Source organism: Neisseria sp. HMSC064E01, from assembly GCF_001808875.1.
Taxonomy (GTDB): Bacteria; Pseudomonadota; Gammaproteobacteria; order Burkholderiales; family Neisseriaceae; genus Neisseria; species Neisseria sicca_A.
Window position 1 is genome coordinate 53,620 of the sequence record NZ_KV794886.1, and the last position, 23,095, is coordinate 76,714.

Sequence of the window (23,095 nt, forward strand, 5' to 3'; positions counted from 1 at the left end):
CGTACTGGTTTAAAGTTAATCCACTATAAATTGAATCCAAACTGAAGACAGCCCATTTCAATAAAAAGGTCGTCTGAAAACCTACAATCAAGTTTTCAGACGACCTTTCATCAGACCATTAAATCAAGCAAACACCAGCTTGCCGCCCTCTTCTTTCACATGAATCGTGCTGTCGGGCGCGTATTTGCCTTCGAGCAGGGCTTTGGCCAGCGGGTTTTCGATTTCCGACTGGATGGCGCGTTTGAGCGGGCGGGCGCCGTACACGGGGTCGAAACCGGCTTTGGCAATCAAATCCAAGGCGGCATCGTCCACTTTCAGGTGCAGGTGCTGCGCTTCCAAACGTTTTTCCAAGCCTTTGAGCTGGATTTTCGCGATGTTGCGGATATTCTCCTGATCCAGTCCGTGGAACACAACCACTTCGTCGATACGGTTGATCATTTCGGGGCGGAAGTAGGCTTTCACTTCTTCCATCACCGCTTCTTTCACAGCTTCATAATCCTGCGTGCCCATTTGTTGGATGTGCTGGCTGCCGATGTTGGAAGTCATGACGATGACGGTATTTTTGAAGTCCACGGTGCGGCCTTGTCCGTCGGTCAGGCGGCCGTCGTCCAATACTTGCAACAGGATGTTGAACACGTCGGGATGGGCTTTTTCCACTTCGTCCAAAAGAATCACGCTGTACGGTTTGCGGCGGACTTGTTCGGTCAGATAGCCGCCCTCTTCGTAGCCGACATAGCCCGGAGGCGCGCCGATGAGGCGGGCAACGGCGTGTTTTTCCATGTATTCGGACATGTCGATACGGATGAGGTGGTCTTCGCTGTCGAACAGGAAGCCTGCCAAAGCTTTGCACAACTCGGTCTTACCGACGCCGGTCGGGCCTAGGAACAGGAAGCTGCCGTAAGGTTTGTTCGGATCGGCAAGACCGGAACGGCTGCGGCGGATGGCGTCGGACACGGCACGCACGGCTTCGTCTTGTCCGACCACGCGGCGGTGCAATACTTCTTCCATTTTCAACAGCTTGTCGCGTTCGCCTTCCATCATTTTGGACACAGGAATGCCGGTCATGCGCGATACGATTTCGGCCACTTCGTCCGCGCCGACTTCGGTGCGGAAGAGTTTGTTTTGTTTTTTGCCGTCAGGGTTACTTTCCGCCGCCTGCAACTGCGCACCCAATTTCGGCAACTCGCCGTATTCGAGTTCGGACGCGCGGGCGAAGTCGCCTTGGCGTTTGGCCTGCTCGATTTTGACTTTGATGTCGTCCATCTGTTTCTTAATGTCGGCGGTGCTGGAAGACGCGGCTTTTTCGGCTTTCCAAATTTCGTCCAAATCGGCGTATTCTTTTTGCAGGCCGTCGATTTCTTCGTCTATCAGTTCCAAACGTTTTTTGCTGGCGTCGTCGCTTTCTTTGGCAACGTGCATTTTTTCCATTTTGAGCTGGATGATGCGGCGGTCGAGCTTGTCCATCTGCTCGGGTTTGCTGTCCAACTCCATTTTGATGCGGCTGGCAGCTTCGTCAATCAAGTCAATCGCTTTGTCGGGCAGGAAGCGGTCGGTAATGTAGCGGTCGCTCAATTCCGCGGCGGCAACGATGGCGGGGTCGGTGATGTCGATGCCGTGGTGGATTTCATAACGCTCCTGCAAACCGCGCAGGATGGCGATGGTGTCTTCCACGCTAGGTTCACCGACCAATACTTTTTGGAAACGGCGTTCGAGTGCCGCATCTTTTTCGATGTATTGGCGGTATTCGTCCAAAGTGGTCGCGCCGATACAGTGCAGTTCGCCGCGCGCCAAAGCCGGTTTCAACATATTGCCCGCATCCATTGCGCCGTCGGTTTTGCCTGCGCCGACCAAAGTATGGATTTCATCAATGAAAATCAGAGTGTTGCCATCGTCTTTTGCCAAGTCGTTCAACACGCCTTTCAAGCGTTCTTCAAATTCGCCGCGGTATTTCGCGCCGGCAATCAATGCCGCCAAATCCAAAACCAGCAGGCGTTTGTTGCGCAGGGATTCAGGCACTTCGCCGTTGACGATGCGTTGCGCCAAACCTTCGACGATGGCGGTTTTACCCACGCCCGGTTCGCCGATCAGCACAGGGTTGTTTTTGGTGCGGCGTTGCAGCACCTGAATCGCGCGGCGGATTTCGTCGTCGCGGCCGATAACGGGGTCAAGTTTGCCGTCGCGGGCGCGCTGGGTCAGATCGAGCGTGTATTTTTTCAACGCATCGCGTTGGTCTTCGGCATTGGCATCATTCACGTTTTGTCCTCCTCGTACCGCGTCAATCGCGGCATTGATGTTTTGTTCGGTCGCACCGGCTTCTTTCAAGATTTTGCCGGTCGCATCGTTCTGCTGCACCAAGGCAAGCAGGAAAAGTTCGCTGGCGATATAGGCATCGCCGCGTTTGGTTGCCGCTTTGTCCATCAGGTTCAACACCGCCTGCAATTCGCGACTGGGCAGAATATCGCCGCCCTGGCCGGATACTTTCGGCAGGCTGTTCAAATGCTGCTGCAAACGCTGTTTTACCTGCGGCACATTCACGCCCGCATGAGCCAAGAGCGCGGCGGCTCCGCTGTTTTGGTCGTCAAGCAAGGCTTTCAGCACAAAGCCCGCTTCCAGATAGCTGCTGTCCGCAGCCAACGCCAAACTCTGAGCTTCTGCAAGGGCTTGCTGGAATTTGGCGGTTAATTTGTCGAATCTCATCTTTTTGGTTTCCTTTGGTTAGAATTTCGTTACACCCAATATAGGCCCAAATGTGGATAACTCAACACCATAAATTTCATTAAAATAGAAAAATATACTTATATTACTGTTTTATATAGGTTTTAATTTTAAAATATATGTGTATAACTTTTATTGTTTGAGTTCAAAAGAGATTACCGATACAAAAATAAAAACTTCCACATTCGCAAAAAAGGTCGTCTGAAAACATTTTTCAGACGACCTTTCTGACAGTCGAATACTAATGAAATCAATCAGTTCTCACAGCATCAGAACTAAGACAATCCGCTTAACTCCAGCAAGACACCTTCCTTACCCTTCCATATACCCCCGTTCCCGCATCGAGCAGACTTCTTTCGCCGTAACAATAAAATGATCCAAAAGTGAGACATCAACCAATGCCAAAGCCTGTTTCAGACGACCTGTAAACGCGATGTCCGATTGCGAAGGCGTTGCCGAACCGCCGGGATGATTGTGCGCGATAATCAGGCTGTCGGCGTATTCGTCCAATGCGAGCTTGACGATTTCCCTGATATAGACGGTATTTTCCGCCACTGTTCCGCGCGAGAGTTCGCGCATGGCAATCAGCCTGTTTTGGCGGTTGAGCAAAAGCGCGGTGCTGACTTCTATCTTTTCGTGCCCTAAATGCAGGCGCAGATAGTCGGCAACGGTTTTCGGACTGGAAAGCGTGATGTTCTCCTGTAAATCCTCGCCCAAAATCCGCCTGCCGATTTCTTTGACGACGGCAAACTGGGTAAAACTTGCCAAACCCATGCCCTTGTATGCGGAAAGCGTTTTAGCGTCGGTGCTCATCAGCTTGCCCAAGCTGCCAAACTCGTTCAGCAGATAACGCGCCAAATCCACCGCACTCATCCCGCGCGTACCCACCCGCAGCAAAATCGCCAGCAACTCCGCATCGCTCAACGCACCTGCGCCATGTGCCAACAATTTCTCGCGCGGCCGCTCGCCTTCAGGCCATTGTTTGATACTCATGTTTACCCCTTGCGTGAACATTCACGAAAAAAATCTATTTGAAAATCTGCTTGTTATTGCACTTTCTGCAACGAAATGCTTATTAAGCAACTATTGTAAATATTTTATATTTTATTATATTTTGAATGAATATTTAAAATATAAGCATAATATTCATATAAATTAATTGCATAAAAACAACGCGCTCAACTTCGCTTGTGAAAGCGATTGCCTTTCCTTATTCACCCGTATGGATTGACCGCAGATTCAATCTGACAGGTTTCAAAATGTCCTGTTTAAATCAAATCCGCGGGAAATCAGCCCCTTCGGGCAATTTCGTATTGCCCCTGCGTGCCATAGGCTAATATAATAGCGAGTTCGGCGGAGGCGGTTTATCCTTGGATTTCCACCCGTTTCCCATCCATGCTGCCCGTGCGCTTCACAAGAGTTTCAGACGACGTTTCGACGTTGCGACTCCCGCCAGCAATCAAACAGCTTTTTATCACCCTTTCGAAAATCCGTTTTGCCGGTACTCGTCATTTTTATTGGAGTATTGCCATTATGACCGCAACCACTGCGTCTTCAGCCAAACCTTATCTTAAAATCCAAGGCTTGGTGAAAAAGTTTGGTGACAATTACGCTGTCGATAACATCGACTTGGATATTTATCAACATGAAATCTTTGCCCTTTTGGGCAGCTCAGGCAGCGGCAAATCCACGCTGCTGCGTATGCTGGCGGGCATGGAAAGCCCTAATCAGGGCAAAATCATTCTGGACGGTCAAGACATTACCAAACTTGCCCCCTACGAGCGCCCTATCAATATGATGTTTCAAAGCTATGCCCTGTTCCCGCACATGACTGTGGAACAGAACATTGCCTTCGGTCTGAAACAAGACAAAATGCCCAAAGATGAAATCGCTGCGCGCGTGGAAGAAATGCTGCGTCTGGTTCAGATGACCAAATACGCCAAGCGCAAACCGCATCAATTATCCGGCGGTCAGCAACAGCGTATCGCTTTGGCACGCAGCTTGGCAAAACGTCCGAAAATCCTGCTGCTTGACGAACCTCTCGGCGCGTTGGACAAAAAACTGCGCCAACAAACCCAGCTCGAATTGGTCAATACGCTCGAACAAGTCGGCGTAACCTGCATCATGGTAACGCACGACCAAGAAGAGGCGATGACGATGGCGACCCGCATCGCCATTATGTCTGACGGTCAGTTGCAACAGGTCGGTACGCCCAGCGACGTGTACGACTACCCCAACAGCCGCTTTACCGCCGAATTCATCGGCGAGACCAATATTTTTGGCGGCGTCGTGATTGACGACCATGCCGATTATGCCGTCATCGAATGCGAAGGCTTGGAAAACCACGTCCGCATCGACCACGGTCTGGGCGGCCCGAGCGAACAAGACATTTGGGTCAGCATCCGCCCTGAAGACATTGATTTGTACAAAGAAAAACCCGACCACTTGGGCAGCTTCAACTGGGCAAAAGGCACAGTGGAAGAAATCGCCTACTTGGGCAGCTTCGCCATCTACCACATCAAACTCGCCAACGGCCGCGTCGTCAAAAGCCAAGTTCCCGCACCTTATTGGTATGTCCGCAACATCACGCCGCCGACTTGGGACGAAACCGTCTATATCAGCTGGCCGGAAAACCAACCGACTCCGTTGTTCCGTTAATTTAAGGGGAATGAGATGAACCTTAAAAAACTGAAAAACAAACTGTTCCGCCGCCCGGGTCAGCGCGCGGTTATCGCCGTGCCGTATATTTGGCTTTTGGTGCTGTTTCTGATTCCGTTCGCCATCGTACTGAAAATCAGCTTTGCCGAACAAGAAATCGCCATTCCGCCGTTTACACCGTTGACCAGCGTCGATGAAGATTTAGGTCGTCTGAACATCGCCATCAGTTATCAAAACTATGCCGATATTTTCCAGAATTTTTGGAATACCCTGAATCCGTTCGGCGACAGCGAAAACAGCAATATCTACCTGATGACCTACTGGTCTTCGATTAAGACTGCGCTGACGACGACCATCATTTGTCTGTTGATCGGTTATCCGACCGCCTATGCGATTTCGCGCGCCAATCCAGCCATGCGCAACGGTCTGCTACTTGCGATCATGCTGCCCTTCTGGACTTCTTTCCTGCTGCGCGTCTATGCATGGATGGGGCTACTGGGACACAACGGCATCATCAACAATTTCCTGCTCAAAATGCAGATTATCGAAGAACCTTTAGACCTGTTCTACAACGCGTTCTCGCTGAACTTGGTTATGGTTTATGCCTATCTGCCGTTTATGATTCTGCCACTTTATACGCAACTGGTGAAACTCGACAACCGCCTGCTCGAAGCTGCTTCTGATTTGGGTGCAGGACCAGTCAAATCGTTCTTCACCATTACCCTGCCCCTGTCCAAAACCGGCATCATCGCAGGCTCCATGCTGGTTTTTGTTCCCGCAGTCGGTGAATTTGTGATTCCCGAGCTGGTCGGCGGTTCGGAAAACCTGATGATCGGTAAAGTATTGTGGCAGGCATTCTTCGACCAAAACAACTGGCCGCTGGCTTCCGCCGTCGCCGTCGTCATGGTCGCACTGCTGGTCGTGCCGATTGCACTGTTCCAGCATTATGAAAACCGCGAATTGGAAGAAGGAGCCAAATAATGCAAAAATCCCGATTATCTTGGTTCCTGAAACTGATGCTGATGCTGTCGCTGGCGTTTCTGTATATTCCGCTGGTCGTTTTGGTCATCTATTCGTTTAACGAATCCAAGCTGGTTACCGTTTGGGGTGGCTTTTCGACCAAGTGGTACGGCGCATTGCTGGAAAACGACACCATCTTGGAAGCTGCGTGGCTGTCGCTGCGCATTGCCGCTGTTTCTTCGCTTGCAGCTGTCGTTTTGGGTACGCTGGCAGGCTACGCGATGGCGCGCATCAAACGCTTCCGTGGCAGCACCTTGTTCGCCGGTATGATTTCCGCGCCTATGGTTATGCCTGACGTGATTACCGGTCTGTCCATGCTGCTCCTGATTATTCAGGTGCAAATGTTCCTGCAAGGCAGCGAATTGCTACAAAGACTGTACTTCGACCGCGGTTTCTTCACCATTTTTCTCGGACATACGACGCTTTGTATGGCATACATTACCGTCGTCATCCGTTCGCGTCTGGTGGAGCTTGACCAATCGCTCGAAGAGGCAGCAATGGACTTGGGTGCGCGTCCGCTGAAAATCTTTTTCGTCATCACCCTGCCCTTGATTGCCCCTGCCATCGCTTCAGGTTTTCTGCTCGGCATTACCCTGTCGCTGGATGATTTGGTGATTACCTCCTTCCTGTCCGGCCCCGGTTCTTCTACATTGCCGCAGGTGATTTTCTCCAAAATCAAGCTGGGTCTCGACCCGCAGATGAACGTGTTGGCAACCATTCTCATCGGCATCATCGGTACGCTGGTCATCGTCATCAATTACTGGATGATGCGCCAAGCAACCAAACGCGATCGGGAAGCAGCCGAAGCCTACCGTCAGGAAAAGCTCGCCGCAGAAAAAGCGAATTGACCCAATCAGACAGGCTGACCGCATCAATGCAAGGTCAGCCTGTTTTCTTCACACAACCTGTTTGACAACTTTTCAGACGACCCTCAACTACTCTCCAAAGGTCGTCTGAAACCACACAAAGCATTACCCCATGATTCATCCCAATTTCAAAGAATACCTTCCCTCCTATTATTTCAGCACCATCAATCCCCACGCCGCTTATCCCAAGCTTGAAGGTCGTCTGAAAACCGAGACCTGCGTCATCGGCGGAGGATTGACAGGACTTTGCACAGCCCTTCCCCTTGCCGAAAACGGACGCGAAGTTACCGTACTCGAAGCCGCCCGTATCGGCTTCGGCGCATCAGGGCGCAGCGGCGGGCAAGTCATCAGCGATTACGCCTGCGGTATGGAAGAAATCGAAAAGCAAGTCGGCCTGGAACAAGCCCGCTGGTTTTGGCAGCAATCCCTGCAAGCCGTCGAACTCGTTGACGAACGGGTTAAAAAACACCAAATCGCTTGCGACTGGCAGCGCGGCTACGCCACCGTCGCCATCCGCCCGCAGCATTGGGAAGAATTGCAACAATGGCATGAACACGCCCGACAACATTACGGCGCTACCCATTACCAACTCTGGGATAAAGCCACGCTCAAGCAACAACTTGCCAGCGATATGTACTTGGGCGCACAGTTCGATCCTCATTCCGGCCACCTCCATCCGCTCAACTACACCCTGGGCATCGCCCGCGCCGCTGCCGAAGCAGGCGCGCAGATTTTCGAACAGTCCCCGATGACCCGTATCGAACCCTATCAAGGCGGCTGGCTCGTCCATACCCCGGACGGCAGCATCGAATGCCAAAACCTCGTGTATGCCGTCAACACCTACGCGGGTTTGCATCAAAAATTCAAGCCGTTGGAAAAAAAAGCCATCGCCGTCAGCACCTTCATCATCGCCACCGAACCGCTGGGCGAACGCGCCAAAGAACTCATCCGCAACAACATGGCTGTCTGCGACAACCGACACGTCCTCGACTACTACCGCCTCAGTGCCGACGGCCGCCTGCTCTTCGGCGGCAAAGACAACGAGTTCATCGACAATCCCGACCGCATGACCGAGCTTGTCCGCCAAGACATGCTCAAAGTCTTCCCTCAGCTTGCCGATGTCAAAATCGAACATTCATGGGGCGGCGAATGCGACATCACCGCCAACCTCGCCCCCCACTTCGGCAGACTCGCGCCCAATGTTTACTATGCCCAAGGCTACTCGGGACACGGCATGGCAATTACCGGCATAGCAGGCCTTGCCATCGCCGAAGCCATCATGGGCGACGATGGTCGTCTGAAACCATTTGAAAAACTCAAACACCCCAGCATCATTACCCAACCTTTCCTGCGCAAACTCGGCTCCTTCCTCGGCTCGAAATATTACCAATGGAAAGACAGCCGTTAAGCATTTGGTTAAGCTCGAACACATCAACAAAAGGTCGTCTGAAACCCGATTCAGGTTTCAGACGACCTTTTCGATTCAAACTGCTTATCGCATCAAATTCACAACGAACGCTCAATAAGTCCAGATTTTCCCCCTCTCCGTTTGTGCTCCAAACCCATTACATCAAATGAATCTCGCTTGCCGGATTGGAAACATTTTCATATACGGTAATCGAAACAATTTTTCCACTTTCGTCGAACACGATTTCCAGATAAGGCTTATCAGGGCTGCGGTCGCGGTTGAATAAGCGGAATACCCGTTGCACCTCAAAAATCTTCCCGCGCGCTTTCAAATATTCGGGCAACTGGCTGATGTTTTGAAAACTACCGCCAAACCCGCCGCCGTGTTTCTTAAGATATTCCGGCGTTCCTTCTATGTCGAAATTGTGCGTTACCCTCAGTGGCTGATCCGAACCTTGGCTTGTCTGTTTGCCTGTTGATAAAACCAAAGTATCCCGACGCCTGAGTGCTTTCATTTCTTGTACCACCGGTTCAACCGCCTGCTGATTATAGCTCCGCTCCCCTTTTCCCATCTGATCAATAGCCTCTATCACTTTATCAACGTTTTTAGGATCATTCGGATCAATATCAGGGAACAGTGCCTGCTCCAGCGGATTGTCTCCGCCGGGAATGCCCCAAATCGCCGCTAATTCTTTAGGGCTGCGTTCAAACAAACAACTGGAATCGATATTTTCGGCAATCTGACGGACAAAATCATCAATGCCGCCAATCTGATGCAGGTTGGTGCAGTTTGAAGAAGGTGCGCTTTCTACTTGCTTGACGCTATTAGAGTTGGACGCGATTGGATTCAAATCGGGTTGGGAAGAAGCTGATGACGCGGAGGATGGAACAGCGGATGCGCCGACTTCTTTTGTTTTATCTTCTTTGCTTGGAGAACACGCAGTCAGCATGATTGCAGTAAGCCATAAGAGAAGTGATGACGTTTCATTTTTCATTATTTTATTTTCAACATAAAGAGGTCGTCTGAAAATCTGCCATTTCATTTTTCAGACGACCTGTTATTCATAGAACTCAAGAACCTTGTTATTGCCAGCAAGGTGCTCAATCCATCTTACCCGACGCGGTAAAACGCCAAGCTGCCCAACAGGTTGGGGAAATGTTTGACCTGTTTGTTGCCCGTCATGACCGCGCGCTCGAGGACGCGGATTTTGTTTTTGGCGCACAATAAATCAAAGTCTTTGAGCGTACACCAATGGATATTCGGCGTGTCGTACCAATGGTAGGGCATACGCTCGGAAACCGGCATATGCCCGCCGATAGCGATTTGGAAGCGGTTGCGCCAGTAGCCGAAATTCGGGAAGCTGACAATCGCCTGTTTCGCCACGCGCATGAGGCAGCGCAGGATTTTTTCGGTGTTTTGCATGGCTTGGATGGTTTGGCTCAAGACGATAACGTCAAACGTCTGGTCGCCAAATTCTGCCAAACCCTGCTCCAAATCGGCTTGAATAACGTTCACGCCGCGCGACATGGCGGCGATGACGCTGTCGGTGTCGATTTCGATGCCGTAGCCGCTGCATTTTTTGTGTTCCACCAAAGCCGCCAGCAATTCGCCGTCGCCGCAGCCCAAGTCCAAGACGCGGCTGCCTTCGGGAATCCAGTCGTAAATCAACTGCAAATCGTCGCGCAAATTCATGATCGGCAATCCTTGTCAACATTGTTCATATAAACCGCTACGGCGCGCATATAGGCCTCGTCTTCCATCAAAAAGGCGTCATGGCCGTGGTTGGATTTGACTTCGATATACTGCACCGGCTTGTGCGCGGCAATCAGCGCTTTGACCAGCTCTTTGGAACGCGCGGGCGAGAAACGCCAGTCGGTGCTGAAGCTGGCGACGAAAAATTTCGCTTTCACATTTTGCAGGGCGCGGGTCAGGCTGTCGCCAAAATCCGCCGCTGGATCGAAATAGTCCAAAGCTTTGGTCATAAGCAGGTAAGTGTTGGCGTCGAACCGTCCGACGAATTTGTCGCCCTGATAACGCAGATAGGATTCCACTTCAAATTCAACGCCGTAGCCGTATTGATAACCGTTGGAGCGCAAATCGCGTCCGAATTTTTTGCCCAAACCGTCTTCGGCAAGATAAGTGATGTGCCCCATCATACGGGCAATCCGTAAGCCCCGTGCGGGAACGGTATTGTGGCTGCGGTAATGTCCTTCGTTAAAATCGGGGTCGGTCAAAATCGCCTGACGTGCTACATCGTTGAACGCGATATTTTGCGTGGACAGTTTCGGCGCAGATGCAATCACCAAGGCATGGCGCACGCGCTCGGGATAGGAAATCGTCCACTGCAAAGCCTGCATACCGCCCAAGCTGCCGCCGACAATCGCCGCCCATTGTTCGATGCCGAGATAGTCGGCAAGCGCGACTTGGGATTTTACCCAGTCCTTCACCGTAACCACCGGAAAATCCGCGCCGTATTCCCTGCCCGTTTCAGGATTGATCGACAAAGGCCCGCTGCTGCCGTCGCAGCCGCCCAAATTATTCAAACCGACCACGAAAAAACGTTCCGTATCAATCGGTTTGCCGGGTCCGACCATATTGTCCCACCAGCCCGCATATTTATCCTCCGCCGAATGTCTGCCCGCAACATGATGGTTGCCCGACAGCGCATGGCAGATTAAAACCGCATTGTTTTTTTCGGCATTCAGCTCGCCGTAGGTTTCAATCATCAGATCGAAACGCGGCAAAGTTTTACCGTTTTCCAAAACCAGCGGCATCTCAAACGGAATTTTTTGGGGCGTTACAATGCCCACCGAGGCACTTTGACTCATATCCTATCCCAACAAATGCGGCGAAAAGCGTTATTATATAGCAAACGGCATGACTTTTTGACACGGTCGGACAAGCAGCCCGACGCGCTGAAACATCCGTCCCCATGCTGCCGCGCCCGAACCATACATTTTCAGACGACCTCCCCCGCTTCCCGATATGATAGGCAGACTTTTCCGTATTTTTTTCTTTTTCGCACTTGCCGCGCTGATCATCAACCGCCTCTTCAGCCGCAAGCAAAAACGCGCCCTGCGCGATGTCGCCAAAATCAGCGCATGGGTGCTGCTCGGTGCAGCCGCAGCGACGCTGTTTTGGTATCTGGTCATGCTGTATTTCAAACACATTCCGGATTCTTATTGACCGGACGTTGATAGCCAGACAAAAGGTCGTCTGAAAACCCAAATTCAGGTTTTCAGACGACCTTTTCCCGTATATTAAAAACACGGGGGATGACGACATTGCCAAAGCGGCTGTCTCAGCTCAACGTTTAAAATTCGACTTCTCCTTAAATTCCGTTCCGACAAACGTCCGTTTCGGGTTGCCACGTTCCACCTGATAAAGCTGGCTGTGCTGTGCGCGGGCGTAATCGTCGGTCTGTCCGGCATGATGTTCCGCCAGCTTTTGCGCCAGCAGGGTCAAAGCCAATTTTTTGTTGGCATGCTGACTGCGTTCGCTTTCGACCCGTACGGAAATACCGCTTGCTTTATGAGTGGCACGGACGGCACTTTCAGTTTTATTGACGTGCTGCCCGCCTTTACCGCCCGAACGGCAAGTTTGAAACTCGATTTCGCTTTCAGACGGCATTTCAGGCATATCAGGCATACGGAAAACGCCGATATACCAGTTTTTGCGCGGATGTTTCGGACGGACGGGGCTGGTGCATATCCATTGGAGCGACCCTTGCCAACGCTGTGCCAAAGTTTCGGCATGCTTGCCGTCCAATTTAAGCACCGCCGACATAATGCCGTGCTTATCCACAGTTTCGGAGATGATTTCCACCTCGACACCTTCCGCCTTCGCCTCGGCAAGCAGCCTGCCCAATACGAAACGGGCAAAGATGCGGCATTCGGCAGGCCCTTGTGCAGTGGAAATTTGCAGATAAATCGTTTGTAAATTTTGCTTCATATTTATTCTCCGCATCCGCCGCTGGTTTTGTAAGTTAAAACGGGTTTGAACCAAGCGACCAATTCAATCAGACCTGCGTTTTTCATGGCTGAAATGACGCTGTCTATGTCTTTATAAGCCTGCGGAGCCTCTTCAAAAATCAAAGCCTTATCCTGACAAACGACCACGCTGCCGAATGCGGTTTGGCGCAGGCTGTCGGCGGAATATTTGTGCGACAGGCGGCCTTTGCATTCGCCGCGCTGCCATTTCCGTCCTGCGCCGTGTGCCAATGTGTTCAGCGAAATCTGACAATCTTGGGTCGGCAGAACCAGATAGCTGTAATCGCCGCGCGAGCCGGGTATCATGACCAGACCTTTATCGGCGGGCGTTGCGCCTTTTCGGTGCAGCCAGCCGGTTTGCCCCGCGATTTCGGTTTGTTCGAGGAAATTGTGATGCACGTCGAGCAGGCAATCGCCTTCCGTGCGCCAGCGGTCGAGCATTCTGGCGGCAATCAGACGGCGGTTTAAACGGGCAAACTCAAGGGCTGCCTGATGTTCGGCAAGATAGTCCGCCGCAGCCTCGCTGCCTTCCGCCAAACCTCGATGGCCGTAGGCTTCGATGTGGCGTTGCAAAATCTGCTGACCCAGTCCGCGCGAACCGCTGTGTACCAATAATTGCAAACGGTTTGAATCAAAGGCAGCGGGAAGCAAATCGTCGCGGTAAACGGTTTCAACGGTTTGCAATTCGGCAAAATGATTGCCGCCGCCGATGGTGCCGACTGCGAGGTCGTCTGAAAACGGATAATCGGATGCGGATTCCCCAAGCAAGGCTTCTTGTTCGTCTTGGCTCAAAGGCGTATCGATGTTGCCAAGCTGCTTGGCAAGTTTGGCGGGTTTGAGCCTGGCGGCGGACAAATCCGCTTGCCAAAACGCCATGCCGCAGCCGATGTCGTTGCCGATGAGCGCGGGGTAAAAATGGTGTTCGCTGAAAAACGCTGCGCCGACGGGATAACCGCGCCCCGCATGCAAATCAGGCATACCGGCTACGCGCAACATGTGCGGCAGCTTGGCGGTGGTTTCGAGTTGAGCGACGGCGTTGCCTTCAATCCAGGTTTCTGAATCAGCGATGATATGAATATGATGGGGATTTTGATAATTGCCCATGTGTATGCTTTCTTTAAAACGGACAGATGGCAAAACGAGTCCAAACCGACAAAACGAAAAAGATGTCCGGTTTGAAAATATACCAACTGCCGTCTGACATTTTCAGACGACCTCTGTCCGATTGATGGGAAAGCAGCCCGAAGCGGGCGATAGGGAAATGCGGGAACGCGTTGTCCGAAAATCAGACCGACGCTTGGGCTGCAAAGAATGTGATTGAGCGGATTGAAGTATTGCGTGTCATGGCGGCTCCTTTCTTTGCATGTGAAAATTGAAAACAGGCGGATTATAGGGGAAATGTTTGAAACGTTACAATCAAACTGTGTTTTTCTATGAATGGGTGTTGCAATAGCGCCATGACGTAATGGATACAAAAAAGCAGCCTGCACCTTTAAAAACCAAAGTGCAGGCTGCTTTTGATGCTTTCAGACGACCTCAATCCGCTACCGAAGCCGCCACCCATTTCACCACCAATGGTCGCACCCCGAGCAGGCTGGCGAATGCCACCGGCCAAGTAATCAGATACGATTTCAACAAACGCAGCGGGTAACCCGCATCGATACCGGTATTCAGTGCCACCAGCACTGCACTCACAATCAGCACCATCACCGCCGAAGCGTAAAAAGAAAACAATACGCCCGCGTATTTTTTCGGCAATTTTTTCATCTCGTTTCCCTCAAAAAATCCATACTGCACAGTTTAAATCATTTATCAAAACACGAAAATAAGATAAATTGGCAAATACAGACACACTACCCGAACCATCGTTCCACGTTGTCAGACCGCCGCTTGGTTTATCATCTGTTCAAACCTGTTCCGACAAGTTTTCAGACGACCCCAAAGGTCGTCTGAAAATCAAAAACACAAAAATCAAAACCTTACTGACCACCCATACGCATCAACCGCAGCACGCCCAACCGCTGGCGGTAAAACTTCCGAAAAGCCATTCAAAAAGCGGACTACACGCCAAATTCATTTTGTAAACGGTTCCACACAGAGGTCGTCTGAAACCACCAGAAAGGCAGAAACCATGAATCCTAAATCCCTCTACCGCGCCGCCCTGCTCGAATGCCTCAGTTATGTCTGTTCTGACGAAGCCTACGCCGCCTACCGCAAACTCGCCCAAAAAGGCTGTCCCGACGGCTGGTTCGGTCTCGGCAATGCCTGCCAGTACGGCGAAGGCGCCAAACCAAACCTCACCAAAGCCGAAAAATATTACCGCCGTGCCGCCAAACTCGGTCACCCAAAAGCAAAGGAATCCCTCGGCCGCCTGTACGAATTTGCAGAAAAGCCCGACTACCGCCGCGCCCGCAAATGGTATACACGCGCCTTTAAGCAACACAGTATTACAAACCCTGATATAGCCTATGCGACCTACCGCCTCGGCTTGCTGCACGAGCGCGGCCTCGGCTGCAAAAAAGACATTCAGAAGGCCTGTCAGCTCTACCGCAAAGCAGCCAAAGCGGGTTGCGCCGAAGCTCAACGCGCCCTCGGCTACCTATACGATGAAGGCCTCGGTCTGCCCCGAAACTACACCAAAGCCTACAAATGGTACGCCCGCGCCGCCTTACAAGCAGATGAAGCCGCCTGCAACAACATAGGCTTCCTCTACTACAAGGGCAACGGCATGCGCCGCAACACACACCAGGCAAAAAAATGGTACAAACTCGCCGCCCGCGCGGGCTGCATCATGGCATTATCCAACCTCGGTATCCTCTATGAAGATGCCGGTCGTCTGAAAAAAGCCGCCCGCTACTACCGCCGTGCCGCTGAGGCTGGCAATAAATATGCCGCCAAGCAATTGAAGCGGCTGGACAAGAAAAAGTCTGCACAATAAACTGAGGTCGTCTGAAAACGGCGTGTCGCGTTTTCAGACGACCTTTCACTTATTCCCTTCCAAAATATCCAGCCATTCCTCCAGTCCGTATTGAAGCGATGTTTTGGTTTTTAAATCTAATTTTTTCATCAGCAGCTTTTCGTTCTCCACATGCGGAAACAAAGCTTTCTCAATCAATTCTTTGCCTTTATCGGTCAAACGCACCAGCATACTTCGCGCGTCGTCCGGATTGGGCAGGCGGTCGATTAAGCCTTGGTTTTCCAAGTTTTTCAGGCGCGTGGTCATGGTACCTGATGTTACCATCAGCGAAGAGAACAACTCAGTTGGGGTCAACGTATAAGGCGCGCCGCTGCGGCGCAGGGTGGCAAGCACGTCGAACGAGCCTTCGGTTAAACCGTATTCTCCGTAAACTTTTTCCAATTCGCGTGCGATTAAAGCAGCGGCGCGTTTCAGACGACCTATTAACAACATGTTCTCTGCTTCCAATTCTGGTAGTTCCTGCTTCCATTGGGCAACGGCGCGGGCGGCTGCATCAAGGTGTTCGGTCATAGAATGCTCCGTTCGGTTTTCAATGGTGATTATTTTATCTTGACTTCAAGCTAATTTCTATTTATATTTAACTTGAAATCAAGATAAATCAACTGGAGAAAACCATGTTTGCCGATAAACAAACCGTTTTAAATGCCTTCCGTTTCCGCCACGCCTGCAAAAGTTATGATGCGGCGAAAAAAATCCCTGCCGATGATTTTGCTTATATTCTGGAAACCGCACGCCTGTCGCCCAGCTCGTTCGGGCTGGAACCTTGGCGGTTTTTAGTGGTGCAAAACGGTACTCTGCGCGAAGAGTTGCGCGACATCGCATGGGGCGCGGCGGAAAAAATTATGGATTGCAGCCATTTTGTGATTCTACTGGCGCGGACGCAGGCTGCCATGCAGACGGGTTATCAGGAAAAAATCTGGGGCGGTGTGCATGGGATGCCGGCTGAAACCGTTGAAATGATGCAAGGTTTTTTTAACCAGTTTGCCGAAACCGATTTTGCCATTGCTGATAATCCGCGCGCATTTAACGACTGGGCGTCCAAGCAAACCTATATTGCGTTAGCGAACATGATGACTGCCGCTGCGCTGGTCGGCATCGATTCCACGCCGATGGAAGGCTTTCAAAAAGACAATGTGGAAAAACTGCTGTCGGAAAAAGGTTTAATCAATCTTGATGAATACCGCGTCAGCGTCATGGCGGCGTTTGGCTATCGCACAGGCGAACCCAAGCGCGCTAAAACGCGGCAGACGATAGAAGATATCGTTGATTGGATCGAATAAACGCCTGAAAATCAGCCACACAGACATTCACCAGTTGGCAAAATTAAGAGTTTTGACCGATGGCAGCCTGCACTTGAATGAAGAAGAGAAGGTTTCCGATAGGCCAAATTTCCCACCCGCTTATTCATTTATTTGGAGGACTTATGCGCTTACACTATTCCCAATATGCCCTTGACAGCTATAAGGCACTGCTGGCTTTGGAAGCCAGCCTCACGCTGAATAATACCTTGAAAGATTTGGTGAAACTTCGTGTTTCGCAAATCAATGGCTGCGCTTTTTGTGTCGATATGCACGTTAAAGAAGCCAAGCTGCATGGCGAGCGAGAACTGCGCCTGCACCATTTGGCCGTTTGGCACGAATCCACCCTGTTTACCGAAAAAGAACGGGCCGCGCTGCAATGGGCGGAAAACCTGACCCGCATCTCCGAACGGGGTATTCACGATGCGGACTACGCAGCAATACGTGCTCATTTTGATGAAGAAGAACTGGTAGCGTTGACCCACGTCATCAACACCATCAACGTCTGGAACCGCCTGAACGTGGCTTTTGCCACCCCGGCAGGCAGCATGGATAGTCTGATGGGATTGGAGAAAGCAGGGCTGGTTTAACCTGGCAAGACAATCTGAAATCGATCAAACAACGACAGAGGCTACCTAAAATATAAAAAGCAGTCTGCACATTCAAAAACAAATTGCAGGCTGCTGTTGCCCCATCACACCCCATTCCCTTTTTTCAGACGACCTACTGCATAGTCAATCTGAAAAGCTGCATTCCTACGAGAATCAAAATGCCCAGCCGTACCGCCACCATCCTGACTACCGCACTCGCCCCGCTGATTTGGGGCAGCACCTATCTCGTGACCACCGAATTTCTGCCGCCGGACAGGCCGTTTACCGCCGCGCTTTTTCGCGTGTTGCCCGCCGGGCTTTTGCTGTTGGCGTGGACGCGGCGGATACCCAAACGCGATGAATGGGTGACCGTTGTCTTGCTCGGTTTTTTGAACATCGGCTTTTTTCAAGCTATGCTGTTTGTGGCGGCGTATCGCTTGCCGGGCGGACTGGCGGCGGTATTGAGTTCGACGCAGACGCTGATGGTGCTGGTGTTCACTTGGTTAATCGGCAAAACCATGCCGCCCAAAGCGGCTTGGGCTTGGTCGGCGGCAGGGGTTTTGGGGATTGCGCTCTTGGTATTGTCGCCGCAGACGCGCTATGACGGTACGGGGATTTTGGCGGCATTGGCGGGCGCGGCGGCGATGGCGTTGGGCGTGTATTTGTCGAAACACCGCCGCACTTCGCTGCCCGTGTTGGCGTTTACCGGCTGGCAGCTTTTTATCGGCGGCTTGTTTTTACTGCCCGTTGCCCTACTGACCGAACCGCCGCTTGAATCGTTAGGTCCTGCCAATATCGGCGGCTATCTGTATTTGTGCCTGTTTGGCGCCGTGTTGGCTTATGTGCTGTTTTTCAGAGGAATTGCGAAACTTTCGCCTGCTGCGGTTTCGTCGCTGGGATTGCTCAGCCCCGTCTCGGCATTTGTCTTGGGCTGGCTGTTTTTAGGGCAAGGAATGGACGCAAAATCGCTGCTGGGATTTACGTTGGTATTGGTATCGATATTCGGGGTGCAACGGGCAGTCATGAAAAAGGTCGTCTGAAAACAGCCTTGAGCCTTCAAGCTGCGTTTTCAGACGACCTTTTGCACCGGTCGGTTTATTTCTTCAAGAATGCCCGTTTCAGAATAATCAGCCAATCTTTCTTATCCAAAACAGGGCGCTGCGTAAATACATCGTATTTGCTGCCGTCCAGTTTCTGCAAAATCAGTTGTCCGCCGACAATAATCATCCGCAATTCAAACCCCAAACGTCCTTTCAGCGTTTTACCCAAGGGCGAACCGCCTTTGAGCATTTGAAATGCGCGGTTGCATTCATACGACATCAGTCTTTGAAACGCGAAATCCGCTTTGCCTTCTGCAATTTGCGCTTCGCTTACTTTGAATTTTTCCAAGTCGTCCTGTGGGATATAGACGCGGCCTTTCTGCCAATCGACGGCAACGTCCTGCCAAAAGTTGATGAGTTGCAACGCGGTACAGATGCCGTCGCTTTGGGCGATGCTGACTTCGTCGGTCTGTCCGTAAAGGTGCAGCATAATGCGTCCGATTGGGTTGGCGGAACGGCGGCAATAGTCGATCAGGTCGCCAAAATCCTGATAGCGGGTTTTAACAACATCCTGACTAAATGCGGACAAAAGATCGTAAAACGGCTGCAGCGGCAGCTTGAACGGTTCGATGGCTTCGCGTTGCAAACGTTGCATTAGCGGGGTCAGCGGCGTTTCGCCACGCTGTATGCGGTCGAGTTCGGACTTGAGTTCGTCCAAAGCGCGCAAGCGTTCATCAGCCTCGGCATTGCCTTCATCGGCGAGGTCGTCCGCAGTACGCGCAAAAGCGTAAACGGCATGAGTAGGTTTGCGCAGACGACGCGGCATGACAAGCGAGCCGACGGGGAAATTTTCGTAATGATTGACGGACATAGATATTTTAAATTCGGTATTTTGGGGTCGTCTGAAAGTACGGAGCCGCATTCTCAAATGGTTTACCAACAACGCGATATACTTTCAAACCCATATTAGCAACTCAGCATGATTTTAACACAACACATTATTTTATTAATGATTTAACTGTACGACGCAAACAGAAATCCGAACGCCAAACACCCAATCATCTTGTTTTCCAAATTCAGACGACCCTATTCACACAACGGATTTTAGCTACGGCAAAAACTATATTGAAATGACGAATCGCAATACGGAAATAGGCTGTCCCATCAAAACCTAACCCGAAACCACACCTTCCACGCTCCACAATATATCCGCAACCGATTGATTCGCTTATAATCCCCATACTTCCAAGCAAGCGGAGACGACGATGAATATGATGGCTTTCACGAATATTTTCTTAATCGTTCTATGTATTTTCACCATGCTACTGGTGTGGTCGCGTAATTGGAAGCGTAAGCAGGCGTATTTTGAAAAAATCAAAAACAATCCGGACAATCTGAAATGGCTTAAGCAAAATCTGACCGGAAAAGAAACAACAGACCTCAAAAACATCAACGAGCATTTCGGACTGCCTTTATTGCAAGCGAAGCAACTGCTGGAATACTACAAACAACAGTCAAAAAAATAATCTGCCTTTCCAAACAGGCGGACTGAATAGCGGGCAATATTCGGTCCGCCTGTTTTTGTTATTTTCAAAAAATCTTTTATTTCTGTATTGACAGAAATAAAAGACAAAAATAAAATACCCTCACTATGAAACTGAATCCGACTACTGAAAAATTCATCCTCCACTGGGGCGAAATGGGCACCAAATGGGGCGTCAACCGTACCGTTGCGCAAATCCATGCCCTGCTCTATATTTTAGGCAGACCGATGAATGCCGAAGAAATTACCGAAACGCTTGGCGTAGCGCGCTCCAATGTCAGCAACAGCATCAAAGAGCTGCAAAACTTGAGACTGGTGCATACCGTGCATATTTTGGGCGACAGGCGCGATCATTTTGAAACTTCAGACGACGTCTGGACTTTGTTCCGCACCATCGCAGAAATGCGTATGCAGCGTGAAATCGAACCGACGCGGCAATTTTTGCAAAGCCTGATCGACAGCCCTGAATTTAGTCAGGAAAACGAAACCGCCAAACAGCGAATCCGACAAACCCATGATTTCATCAATACGCTTACCATGTGGGCAAATGAAATGTTGAAACTTTCTACTTCAACCATGGTGAAAATTTTAAAAATAGGCGCCGGAATACAAAAATTTTTCCGATGATGCCAATCAAATGGGTTTTTAATATACCCAACCCGGTTTCTCTTACGCAATCATAGGTGTGTTATGTCGCATTCAACAGAAGATTATTTTGACTATCCGAGAGGGAGAGTCATCGTCGTTTATGCTGCATCTACGCTATTTTTTGCGTTTAGTCTCGGCTACTATGCTTTATTCTTTACCGCACCTGCCCTAATTTGCGGTTTGATTTTAAGCTTGACGTCTACATACAGAGACTTACGCGGCCTTATCCGGGCAATCATAACCGGATCATTATGCAGTTGCCTATATCTTTTATTGTTTGGTGCGGATTTTATCACCAGCCTCCTAGCCGGCGTGGTAATAGGCGGTACTTATTCTTTGATTGTCGGTCTTTTAAGTCTGCCTAATCCTCCTGGGGAAGACGATATTCGGGAACCTGCCTAATTTTTTTACCTTTATATTTCTCTTTTGACAGAAATTTTAGAAATTACAGGCTAAATATATAAACAAACCAAAATGAAATTAGGAAACCAATATGTCCGCCAACACTACACGCAATCTCCCTGCTTACCTGTCTTACTCGATGGGGCTGCTATGGCTCTGGAGCGGTACCCAACCTCTGTTTTTCATGCCTGAAATGTCATTGGATTTGCTGCATTCGGTCGGTATTCCCAATCCGCTGCAATGGCCGACATTAATCGCCGCTTCACTGCTGGACATCGGTTTTGCCTTTTTATGCTTCAGCCGCTTTCGCGCCCGTTCCGAAATATGGCTGCTGCAATTGATAACCGTCGCGGCATACAGCCTGATTATTGCCTTCAGGCTGCCCGAAATGTGGGCGCACCCGTTTGCGCCTTTGGTAAAAAACCTGCCGATTATGGCTACTTTATTTTTCCTGTATCAATCCGTAGGAGATAAAAAATGAACACCTATTTAATCGTTAAAACCCTGCACATCATCTCGGCTACCTTAATGGTCGGTACCGGTTTTGGTACGGCGTTTTACCTCTTTTGGGCAAACCGCAGCGGTTCGGTCGCCGCGCAGTCGGTCGTATCGCATTGGGTCATCAAAGCAGATTGGTGGTTTACGACCCCCGCCGTCATTTTCCAACCCTTGTCCGGTTTATGGATGCTGTACGAACGCGGCTATACCGTTTCCACCATGCTGGAACAAAATTGGGTATGGATGACGATCGGTTTATACATCCTTGCAGGCATTTGCTGGCTGCCCGTTGTCTGGCTGCAAATCCGTATGGCAAAGATTGCCGAACAAGCGCATAAAGAAAACGCAGACACCATTCCAGAACCCTATTGGCGTTATGCCAGACGCTGGGAATTGCTGGGCTATCCCGCCTTTTGCGCCACTATCGTGATTTACTTCCTGATGGTGATGAAACCGATTTAAAGATTTTCAGACGACCTCAGCAACACCATAAAGAAAAACCATGAACATCATCATTTTCGGAGGCAGCGGCTTCATCGGCAGCCGTACCGCCCAAATCTTAAAAGAACAAGGTCACCAAGTTTACACGCCCGACCGCCGCGCCTTCGATTTTCTTCATCCTGACGAAACCGCCGCACGCCGTTTATTAGAGGGGCAAGACGTCCTTATCAACTGCATCGGCATCATGAGCCGTCATGCCGAAATACTCGAAACCGTACACCACCGTACGCCCAAACAACTCGCCGCATGGGCAAAAACAGCAGGCATAAAACGCTGGGTGCAACTATCCGCACTGGGTGCCGACCCATCTCAACCCATCAACTTTGTCGGCAGTAAAGGACGTGGAGATAATGCCGTCGCCCAAAGCAGCATCCCGATTGCCATAGCCAGACCATCCGTCGTTTACGGGCGTGGGGGAACCAGCTGCGAACTGTTCATCAAACTAGCCCACCTCCCTTTACTTCCACTGCCGGAAGGCGGACGCTTTTACTTACAGCCCGTACATCTTGCCGATGTTGCCGAAGGTTTGGCAAAACTGGCCGTCCAAACCGACGCCGGCCACAGCATCATCAATATGACCGGCAGCCAAACGCTGACCTTGGCGGAATACCTGATCACCCTCCGCCAAACCCTGCACCACAAACCCCCGCAACATATCCTGCCCATCCCCCTGCGCCTGATTGACCCTGCGCTGCCGTTGGCAAACATCCTCAGCAACGGCATCATCAGCCGTGACAGCTTTGCCCTGCTCAAACAAGGCTCATGCGCCGATTATTCTGATTTTGCAGCTTTATTGGGGAGAGCGCCATTAGCTGCGGAAAACTTTTCCCGTCAAGGCTGAATCAGCCATACACAAGAAAAGGTCGTCTGAAACCGTCCCGCCTAAAGCCGGTTTCAGACGACCTTTTGCCCTAATATAGTGGATTAACTTTAAACCAGTAC

At 50.7% G+C, this 23,095-nt stretch carries 25 protein-coding genes; 15 read left to right on the top strand and 10 right to left on the bottom strand.

The annotated features are described in order from the left end of the window. Positions 1-123: 123 nt before the first annotated feature. Together clpB and radC are read right to left on the bottom strand one after the other, a co-directional pair. A complete protein-coding gene (clpB, locus tag HMPREF2572_RS01850; protein ID WP_070495886.1) occupies positions 124-2,697 on the bottom strand; it encodes an ATP-dependent chaperone ClpB in 2,574 nt (857 codons plus the stop codon). A gap of 330 nt (positions 2,698-3,027) precedes the next feature. Then, the gene (radC, locus tag HMPREF2572_RS01855) at positions 3,028-3,708 is read right to left on the bottom strand and encodes a RadC family protein (protein ID WP_070495888.1); all 681 of its coding nucleotides are present in this window, start codon (positions 3,706-3,708) and stop codon (positions 3,028-3,030) included. 540 nt (positions 3,709-4,248) lie between these two features. Here radC and potA point away from each other — a divergent pair. The 4 genes from potA (at position 4,249) to HMPREF2572_RS01875 (ending at position 8,667) form a co-directional block, all read left to right on the top strand. Continuing rightward, positions 4,249-5,373, top strand: coding sequence for an ABC transporter ATP-binding protein (gene potA / locus HMPREF2572_RS01860; protein WP_009312960.1), 1,125 nt, complete (start codon positions 4,249-4,251; stop codon positions 5,371-5,373). Between the two features lie 15 nt (positions 5,374-5,388). After that, entirely contained in the window at positions 5,389-6,354 is a 966-nt protein-coding gene (locus tag HMPREF2572_RS01865; protein ID WP_003759903.1) for an ABC transporter permease subunit, read from the top strand. Beyond that, the gene (locus tag HMPREF2572_RS01870; RefSeq protein WP_070495890.1) at positions 6,354-7,241 is read left to right on the top strand and encodes an ABC transporter permease subunit; all 888 of its coding nucleotides are present in this window, start codon (positions 6,354-6,356) and stop codon (positions 7,239-7,241) included. The genes HMPREF2572_RS01865 and HMPREF2572_RS01870 overlap by 1 nt, the downstream gene beginning before the upstream one ends. A 130-nt stretch (positions 7,242-7,371) precedes the next feature. After that, positions 7,372-8,667: an NAD(P)/FAD-dependent oxidoreductase gene (locus HMPREF2572_RS01875; RefSeq protein WP_070495893.1), complete on the top strand. Its 1,296-nt coding sequence runs from the start codon at positions 7,372-7,374 to the stop codon at positions 8,665-8,667. Between the two features lie 157 nt (positions 8,668-8,824). On the opposite strand, the gene HMPREF2572_RS01880 is transcribed toward HMPREF2572_RS01875, so the two are convergent. From HMPREF2572_RS01880 to HMPREF2572_RS01890, 3 genes are all read right to left on the bottom strand, one after another. Beyond that, positions 8,825-9,709: an NMB0938 family lipoprotein gene (locus HMPREF2572_RS01880; RefSeq protein ID WP_070495895.1), complete on the bottom strand. Its 885-nt coding sequence runs from the start codon at positions 9,707-9,709 to the stop codon at positions 8,825-8,827. Positions 9,710-9,777: 68 nt separating this feature from the next. Then, positions 9,778-10,359 carry a methionine biosynthesis protein MetW gene (gene metW / locus HMPREF2572_RS01885; RefSeq protein ID WP_003743445.1) on the bottom strand — a complete coding sequence of 194 codons (582 nt, stop codon included), beginning with the start codon at positions 10,357-10,359 and terminating at the stop codon, positions 9,778-9,780. Continuing rightward, positions 10,356-11,495, bottom strand: a complete 1,140-nt coding sequence (locus tag HMPREF2572_RS01890; RefSeq protein ID WP_070495897.1) for a homoserine O-succinyltransferase MetX — start codon at positions 11,493-11,495, stop codon at positions 10,356-10,358. The genes metW and HMPREF2572_RS01890 overlap by 4 nt, the downstream gene beginning before the upstream one ends. A gap of 157 nt (positions 11,496-11,652) precedes the next feature. Here HMPREF2572_RS01890 and HMPREF2572_RS14525 point away from each other — a divergent pair, with 157 nt between their 5' ends. Then, positions 11,653-11,853 (top strand): protein MIGRI, encoded by a 201-nt coding sequence (locus HMPREF2572_RS14525; RefSeq protein ID WP_003675061.1) that lies wholly within the window; start codon positions 11,653-11,655, stop codon positions 11,851-11,853. 120 nt (positions 11,854-11,973) lie between these two features. On the opposite strand, the gene prfH is transcribed toward HMPREF2572_RS14525, so the two are convergent. From prfH to HMPREF2572_RS01910, 3 genes are all read right to left on the bottom strand, one after another. Further along, a complete protein-coding gene (prfH, locus tag HMPREF2572_RS01900) occupies positions 11,974-12,618 on the bottom strand; it encodes a peptide chain release factor H (protein ID WP_070495899.1) in 645 nt (214 codons plus the stop codon). A gap of 2 nt (positions 12,619-12,620) precedes the next feature. Beyond that, positions 12,621-13,760, bottom strand: coding sequence for an RNA ligase RtcB family protein (locus HMPREF2572_RS01905; RefSeq protein WP_070495901.1), 1,140 nt, complete (start codon positions 13,758-13,760; stop codon positions 12,621-12,623). 432 nt (positions 13,761-14,192) lie between these two features. Further along, positions 14,193-14,423 carry a DUF2798 domain-containing protein gene (locus tag HMPREF2572_RS01910; RefSeq protein WP_064084291.1) on the bottom strand — a complete coding sequence of 77 codons (231 nt, stop codon included), beginning with the start codon at positions 14,421-14,423 and terminating at the stop codon, positions 14,193-14,195. Between the two features lie 68 nt (positions 14,424-14,491). Between HMPREF2572_RS01910 and HMPREF2572_RS01915 the strand changes: the two genes are divergently transcribed. Both HMPREF2572_RS01915 and HMPREF2572_RS01920 read left to right on the top strand, forming a co-directional pair. Then, positions 14,492-14,740, top strand: a complete 249-nt coding sequence (locus tag HMPREF2572_RS01915) for a hypothetical protein (protein WP_070495903.1) — start codon at positions 14,492-14,494, stop codon at positions 14,738-14,740. A 47-nt stretch (positions 14,741-14,787) separates the two neighbouring features. Next, positions 14,788-15,594: a tetratricopeptide repeat protein gene (locus HMPREF2572_RS01920; protein ID WP_070495905.1), complete on the top strand. Its 807-nt coding sequence runs from the start codon at positions 14,788-14,790 to the stop codon at positions 15,592-15,594. Between the two features lie 45 nt (positions 15,595-15,639). On the opposite strand, the gene HMPREF2572_RS01925 is transcribed toward HMPREF2572_RS01920, so the two are convergent. Further along, a complete protein-coding gene (locus tag HMPREF2572_RS01925; protein WP_070495908.1) occupies positions 15,640-16,143 on the bottom strand; it encodes a MarR family winged helix-turn-helix transcriptional regulator in 504 nt (167 codons plus the stop codon). Positions 16,144-16,247: 104 nt separating this feature from the next. On the opposite strand from HMPREF2572_RS01925, the gene HMPREF2572_RS01930 reads away from it, so the two are divergent. The 3 genes from HMPREF2572_RS01930 to HMPREF2572_RS01940 all read left to right on the top strand — a co-directional run bounded on the left by HMPREF2572_RS01930 (position 16,248) and on the right by HMPREF2572_RS01940 (position 18,561). Further along, positions 16,248-16,913, top strand: coding sequence for an NAD(P)H-dependent oxidoreductase (locus HMPREF2572_RS01930; protein WP_070495910.1), 666 nt, complete (start codon positions 16,248-16,250; stop codon positions 16,911-16,913). A 143-nt stretch (positions 16,914-17,056) separates the two neighbouring features. Then, positions 17,057-17,521, top strand: coding sequence for a carboxymuconolactone decarboxylase family protein (locus HMPREF2572_RS01935; RefSeq protein ID WP_070495912.1), 465 nt, complete (start codon positions 17,057-17,059; stop codon positions 17,519-17,521). Positions 17,522-17,700: 179 nt separating this feature from the next. After that, positions 17,701-18,561: an EamA family transporter gene (locus HMPREF2572_RS01940; protein WP_070495914.1), complete on the top strand. Its 861-nt coding sequence runs from the start codon at positions 17,701-17,703 to the stop codon at positions 18,559-18,561. Positions 18,562-18,616: 55 nt separating this feature from the next. On the opposite strand, the gene hpnC is transcribed toward HMPREF2572_RS01940, so the two are convergent. Then, positions 18,617-19,432 carry a squalene synthase HpnC gene (gene hpnC / locus HMPREF2572_RS01945; RefSeq protein ID WP_070495916.1) on the bottom strand — a complete coding sequence of 272 codons (816 nt, stop codon included), beginning with the start codon at positions 19,430-19,432 and terminating at the stop codon, positions 18,617-18,619. Between the two features lie 394 nt (positions 19,433-19,826). Here hpnC and HMPREF2572_RS01950 point away from each other — a divergent pair, with 394 nt between their 5' ends. The 5 genes from HMPREF2572_RS01950 (at position 19,827) to HMPREF2572_RS01970 (ending at position 22,994) form a co-directional block, all read left to right on the top strand. Continuing rightward, positions 19,827-20,087: a hypothetical protein gene (locus tag HMPREF2572_RS01950; protein WP_070495918.1), complete on the top strand. Its 261-nt coding sequence runs from the start codon at positions 19,827-19,829 to the stop codon at positions 20,085-20,087. 125 nt (positions 20,088-20,212) lie between these two features. Next, positions 20,213-20,731: a GbsR/MarR family transcriptional regulator gene (locus HMPREF2572_RS01955; RefSeq protein ID WP_070495920.1), complete on the top strand. Its 519-nt coding sequence runs from the start codon at positions 20,213-20,215 to the stop codon at positions 20,729-20,731. Positions 20,732-21,245: 514 nt separating this feature from the next. Beyond that, positions 21,246-21,635: a DoxX-like family protein gene (locus HMPREF2572_RS01960; RefSeq protein WP_070495922.1), complete on the top strand. Its 390-nt coding sequence runs from the start codon at positions 21,246-21,248 to the stop codon at positions 21,633-21,635. Further along, positions 21,632-22,114, top strand: coding sequence for a DUF2269 family protein (locus HMPREF2572_RS01965; protein WP_003778699.1), 483 nt, complete (start codon positions 21,632-21,634; stop codon positions 22,112-22,114). The genes HMPREF2572_RS01960 and HMPREF2572_RS01965 overlap by 4 nt, the downstream gene beginning before the upstream one ends. A gap of 40 nt (positions 22,115-22,154) precedes the next feature. Beyond that, complete coding sequence (locus HMPREF2572_RS01970; RefSeq protein ID WP_070495924.1) at positions 22,155-22,994, top strand: NAD-dependent epimerase/dehydratase family protein; 840 nt, start codon at positions 22,155-22,157, stop codon at positions 22,992-22,994. Positions 22,995-23,095 lie beyond the last annotated feature (101 nt).

What these genes read in the sequence shown, in the direction of transcription:
- clpB (WP_070495886.1), bottom strand. Translation starts at nt 2,697, where the DNA reads ATGAGATTCGACAAATTAACCGCCAAATTCCAGCAAGCCCTTGCAGAA.
- radC (WP_070495888.1), bottom strand. Translation starts at nt 3,708, where the DNA reads ATGAGTATCAAACAATGGCCTGAAGGCGAGCGGCCGCGCGAGAAATTG.
- potA (WP_009312960.1), top strand. Translation starts at nt 4,249, where the DNA reads ATGACCGCAACCACTGCGTCTTCAGCCAAACCTTATCTTAAAATCCAA.
- HMPREF2572_RS01865 (WP_003759903.1), top strand. Translation starts at nt 5,389, where the DNA reads ATGAACCTTAAAAAACTGAAAAACAAACTGTTCCGCCGCCCGGGTCAG.
- HMPREF2572_RS01870 (WP_070495890.1), top strand. Translation starts at nt 6,354, where the DNA reads ATGCAAAAATCCCGATTATCTTGGTTCCTGAAACTGATGCTGATGCTG.
- HMPREF2572_RS01875 (WP_070495893.1), top strand. Translation starts at nt 7,372, where the DNA reads ATGATTCATCCCAATTTCAAAGAATACCTTCCCTCCTATTATTTCAGC.
- HMPREF2572_RS01880 (WP_070495895.1), bottom strand. Translation starts at nt 9,709, where the DNA reads ATGAAATGGCAGATTTTCAGACGACCTCTTTATGTTGAAAATAAAATA.
- metW (WP_003743445.1), bottom strand. Translation starts at nt 10,359, where the DNA reads ATGAATTTGCGCGACGATTTGCAGTTGATTTACGACTGGATTCCCGAA.
- HMPREF2572_RS01890 (WP_070495897.1), bottom strand. Translation starts at nt 11,495, where the DNA reads ATGAGTCAAAGTGCCTCGGTGGGCATTGTAACGCCCCAAAAAATTCCG.
- HMPREF2572_RS14525 (WP_003675061.1), top strand. Translation starts at nt 11,653, where the DNA reads ATGATAGGCAGACTTTTCCGTATTTTTTTCTTTTTCGCACTTGCCGCG.
- prfH (WP_070495899.1), bottom strand. Translation starts at nt 12,618, where the DNA reads ATGAAGCAAAATTTACAAACGATTTATCTGCAAATTTCCACTGCACAA.
- HMPREF2572_RS01905 (WP_070495901.1), bottom strand. Translation starts at nt 13,760, where the DNA reads ATGGGCAATTATCAAAATCCCCATCATATTCATATCATCGCTGATTCA.
- HMPREF2572_RS01910 (WP_064084291.1), bottom strand. Translation starts at nt 14,423, where the DNA reads ATGAAAAAATTGCCGAAAAAATACGCGGGCGTATTGTTTTCTTTTTAC.
- HMPREF2572_RS01920 (WP_070495905.1), top strand. Translation starts at nt 14,788, where the DNA reads ATGAATCCTAAATCCCTCTACCGCGCCGCCCTGCTCGAATGCCTCAGT.
- HMPREF2572_RS01925 (WP_070495908.1), bottom strand. Translation starts at nt 16,143, where the DNA reads ATGACCGAACACCTTGATGCAGCCGCCCGCGCCGTTGCCCAATGGAAG.
- HMPREF2572_RS01930 (WP_070495910.1), top strand. Translation starts at nt 16,248, where the DNA reads ATGTTTGCCGATAAACAAACCGTTTTAAATGCCTTCCGTTTCCGCCAC.
- HMPREF2572_RS01935 (WP_070495912.1), top strand. Translation starts at nt 17,057, where the DNA reads ATGCGCTTACACTATTCCCAATATGCCCTTGACAGCTATAAGGCACTG.
- HMPREF2572_RS01940 (WP_070495914.1), top strand. Translation starts at nt 17,701, where the DNA reads ATGCCCAGCCGTACCGCCACCATCCTGACTACCGCACTCGCCCCGCTG.
- hpnC (WP_070495916.1), bottom strand. Translation starts at nt 19,432, where the DNA reads ATGTCCGTCAATCATTACGAAAATTTCCCCGTCGGCTCGCTTGTCATG.
- HMPREF2572_RS01950 (WP_070495918.1), top strand. Translation starts at nt 19,827, where the DNA reads ATGAATATGATGGCTTTCACGAATATTTTCTTAATCGTTCTATGTATT.
- HMPREF2572_RS01955 (WP_070495920.1), top strand. Translation starts at nt 20,213, where the DNA reads ATGAAACTGAATCCGACTACTGAAAAATTCATCCTCCACTGGGGCGAA.
- HMPREF2572_RS01960 (WP_070495922.1), top strand. Translation starts at nt 21,246, where the DNA reads ATGTCCGCCAACACTACACGCAATCTCCCTGCTTACCTGTCTTACTCG.
- HMPREF2572_RS01965 (WP_003778699.1), top strand. Translation starts at nt 21,632, where the DNA reads ATGAACACCTATTTAATCGTTAAAACCCTGCACATCATCTCGGCTACC.
- HMPREF2572_RS01970 (WP_070495924.1), top strand. Translation starts at nt 22,155, where the DNA reads ATGAACATCATCATTTTCGGAGGCAGCGGCTTCATCGGCAGCCGTACC.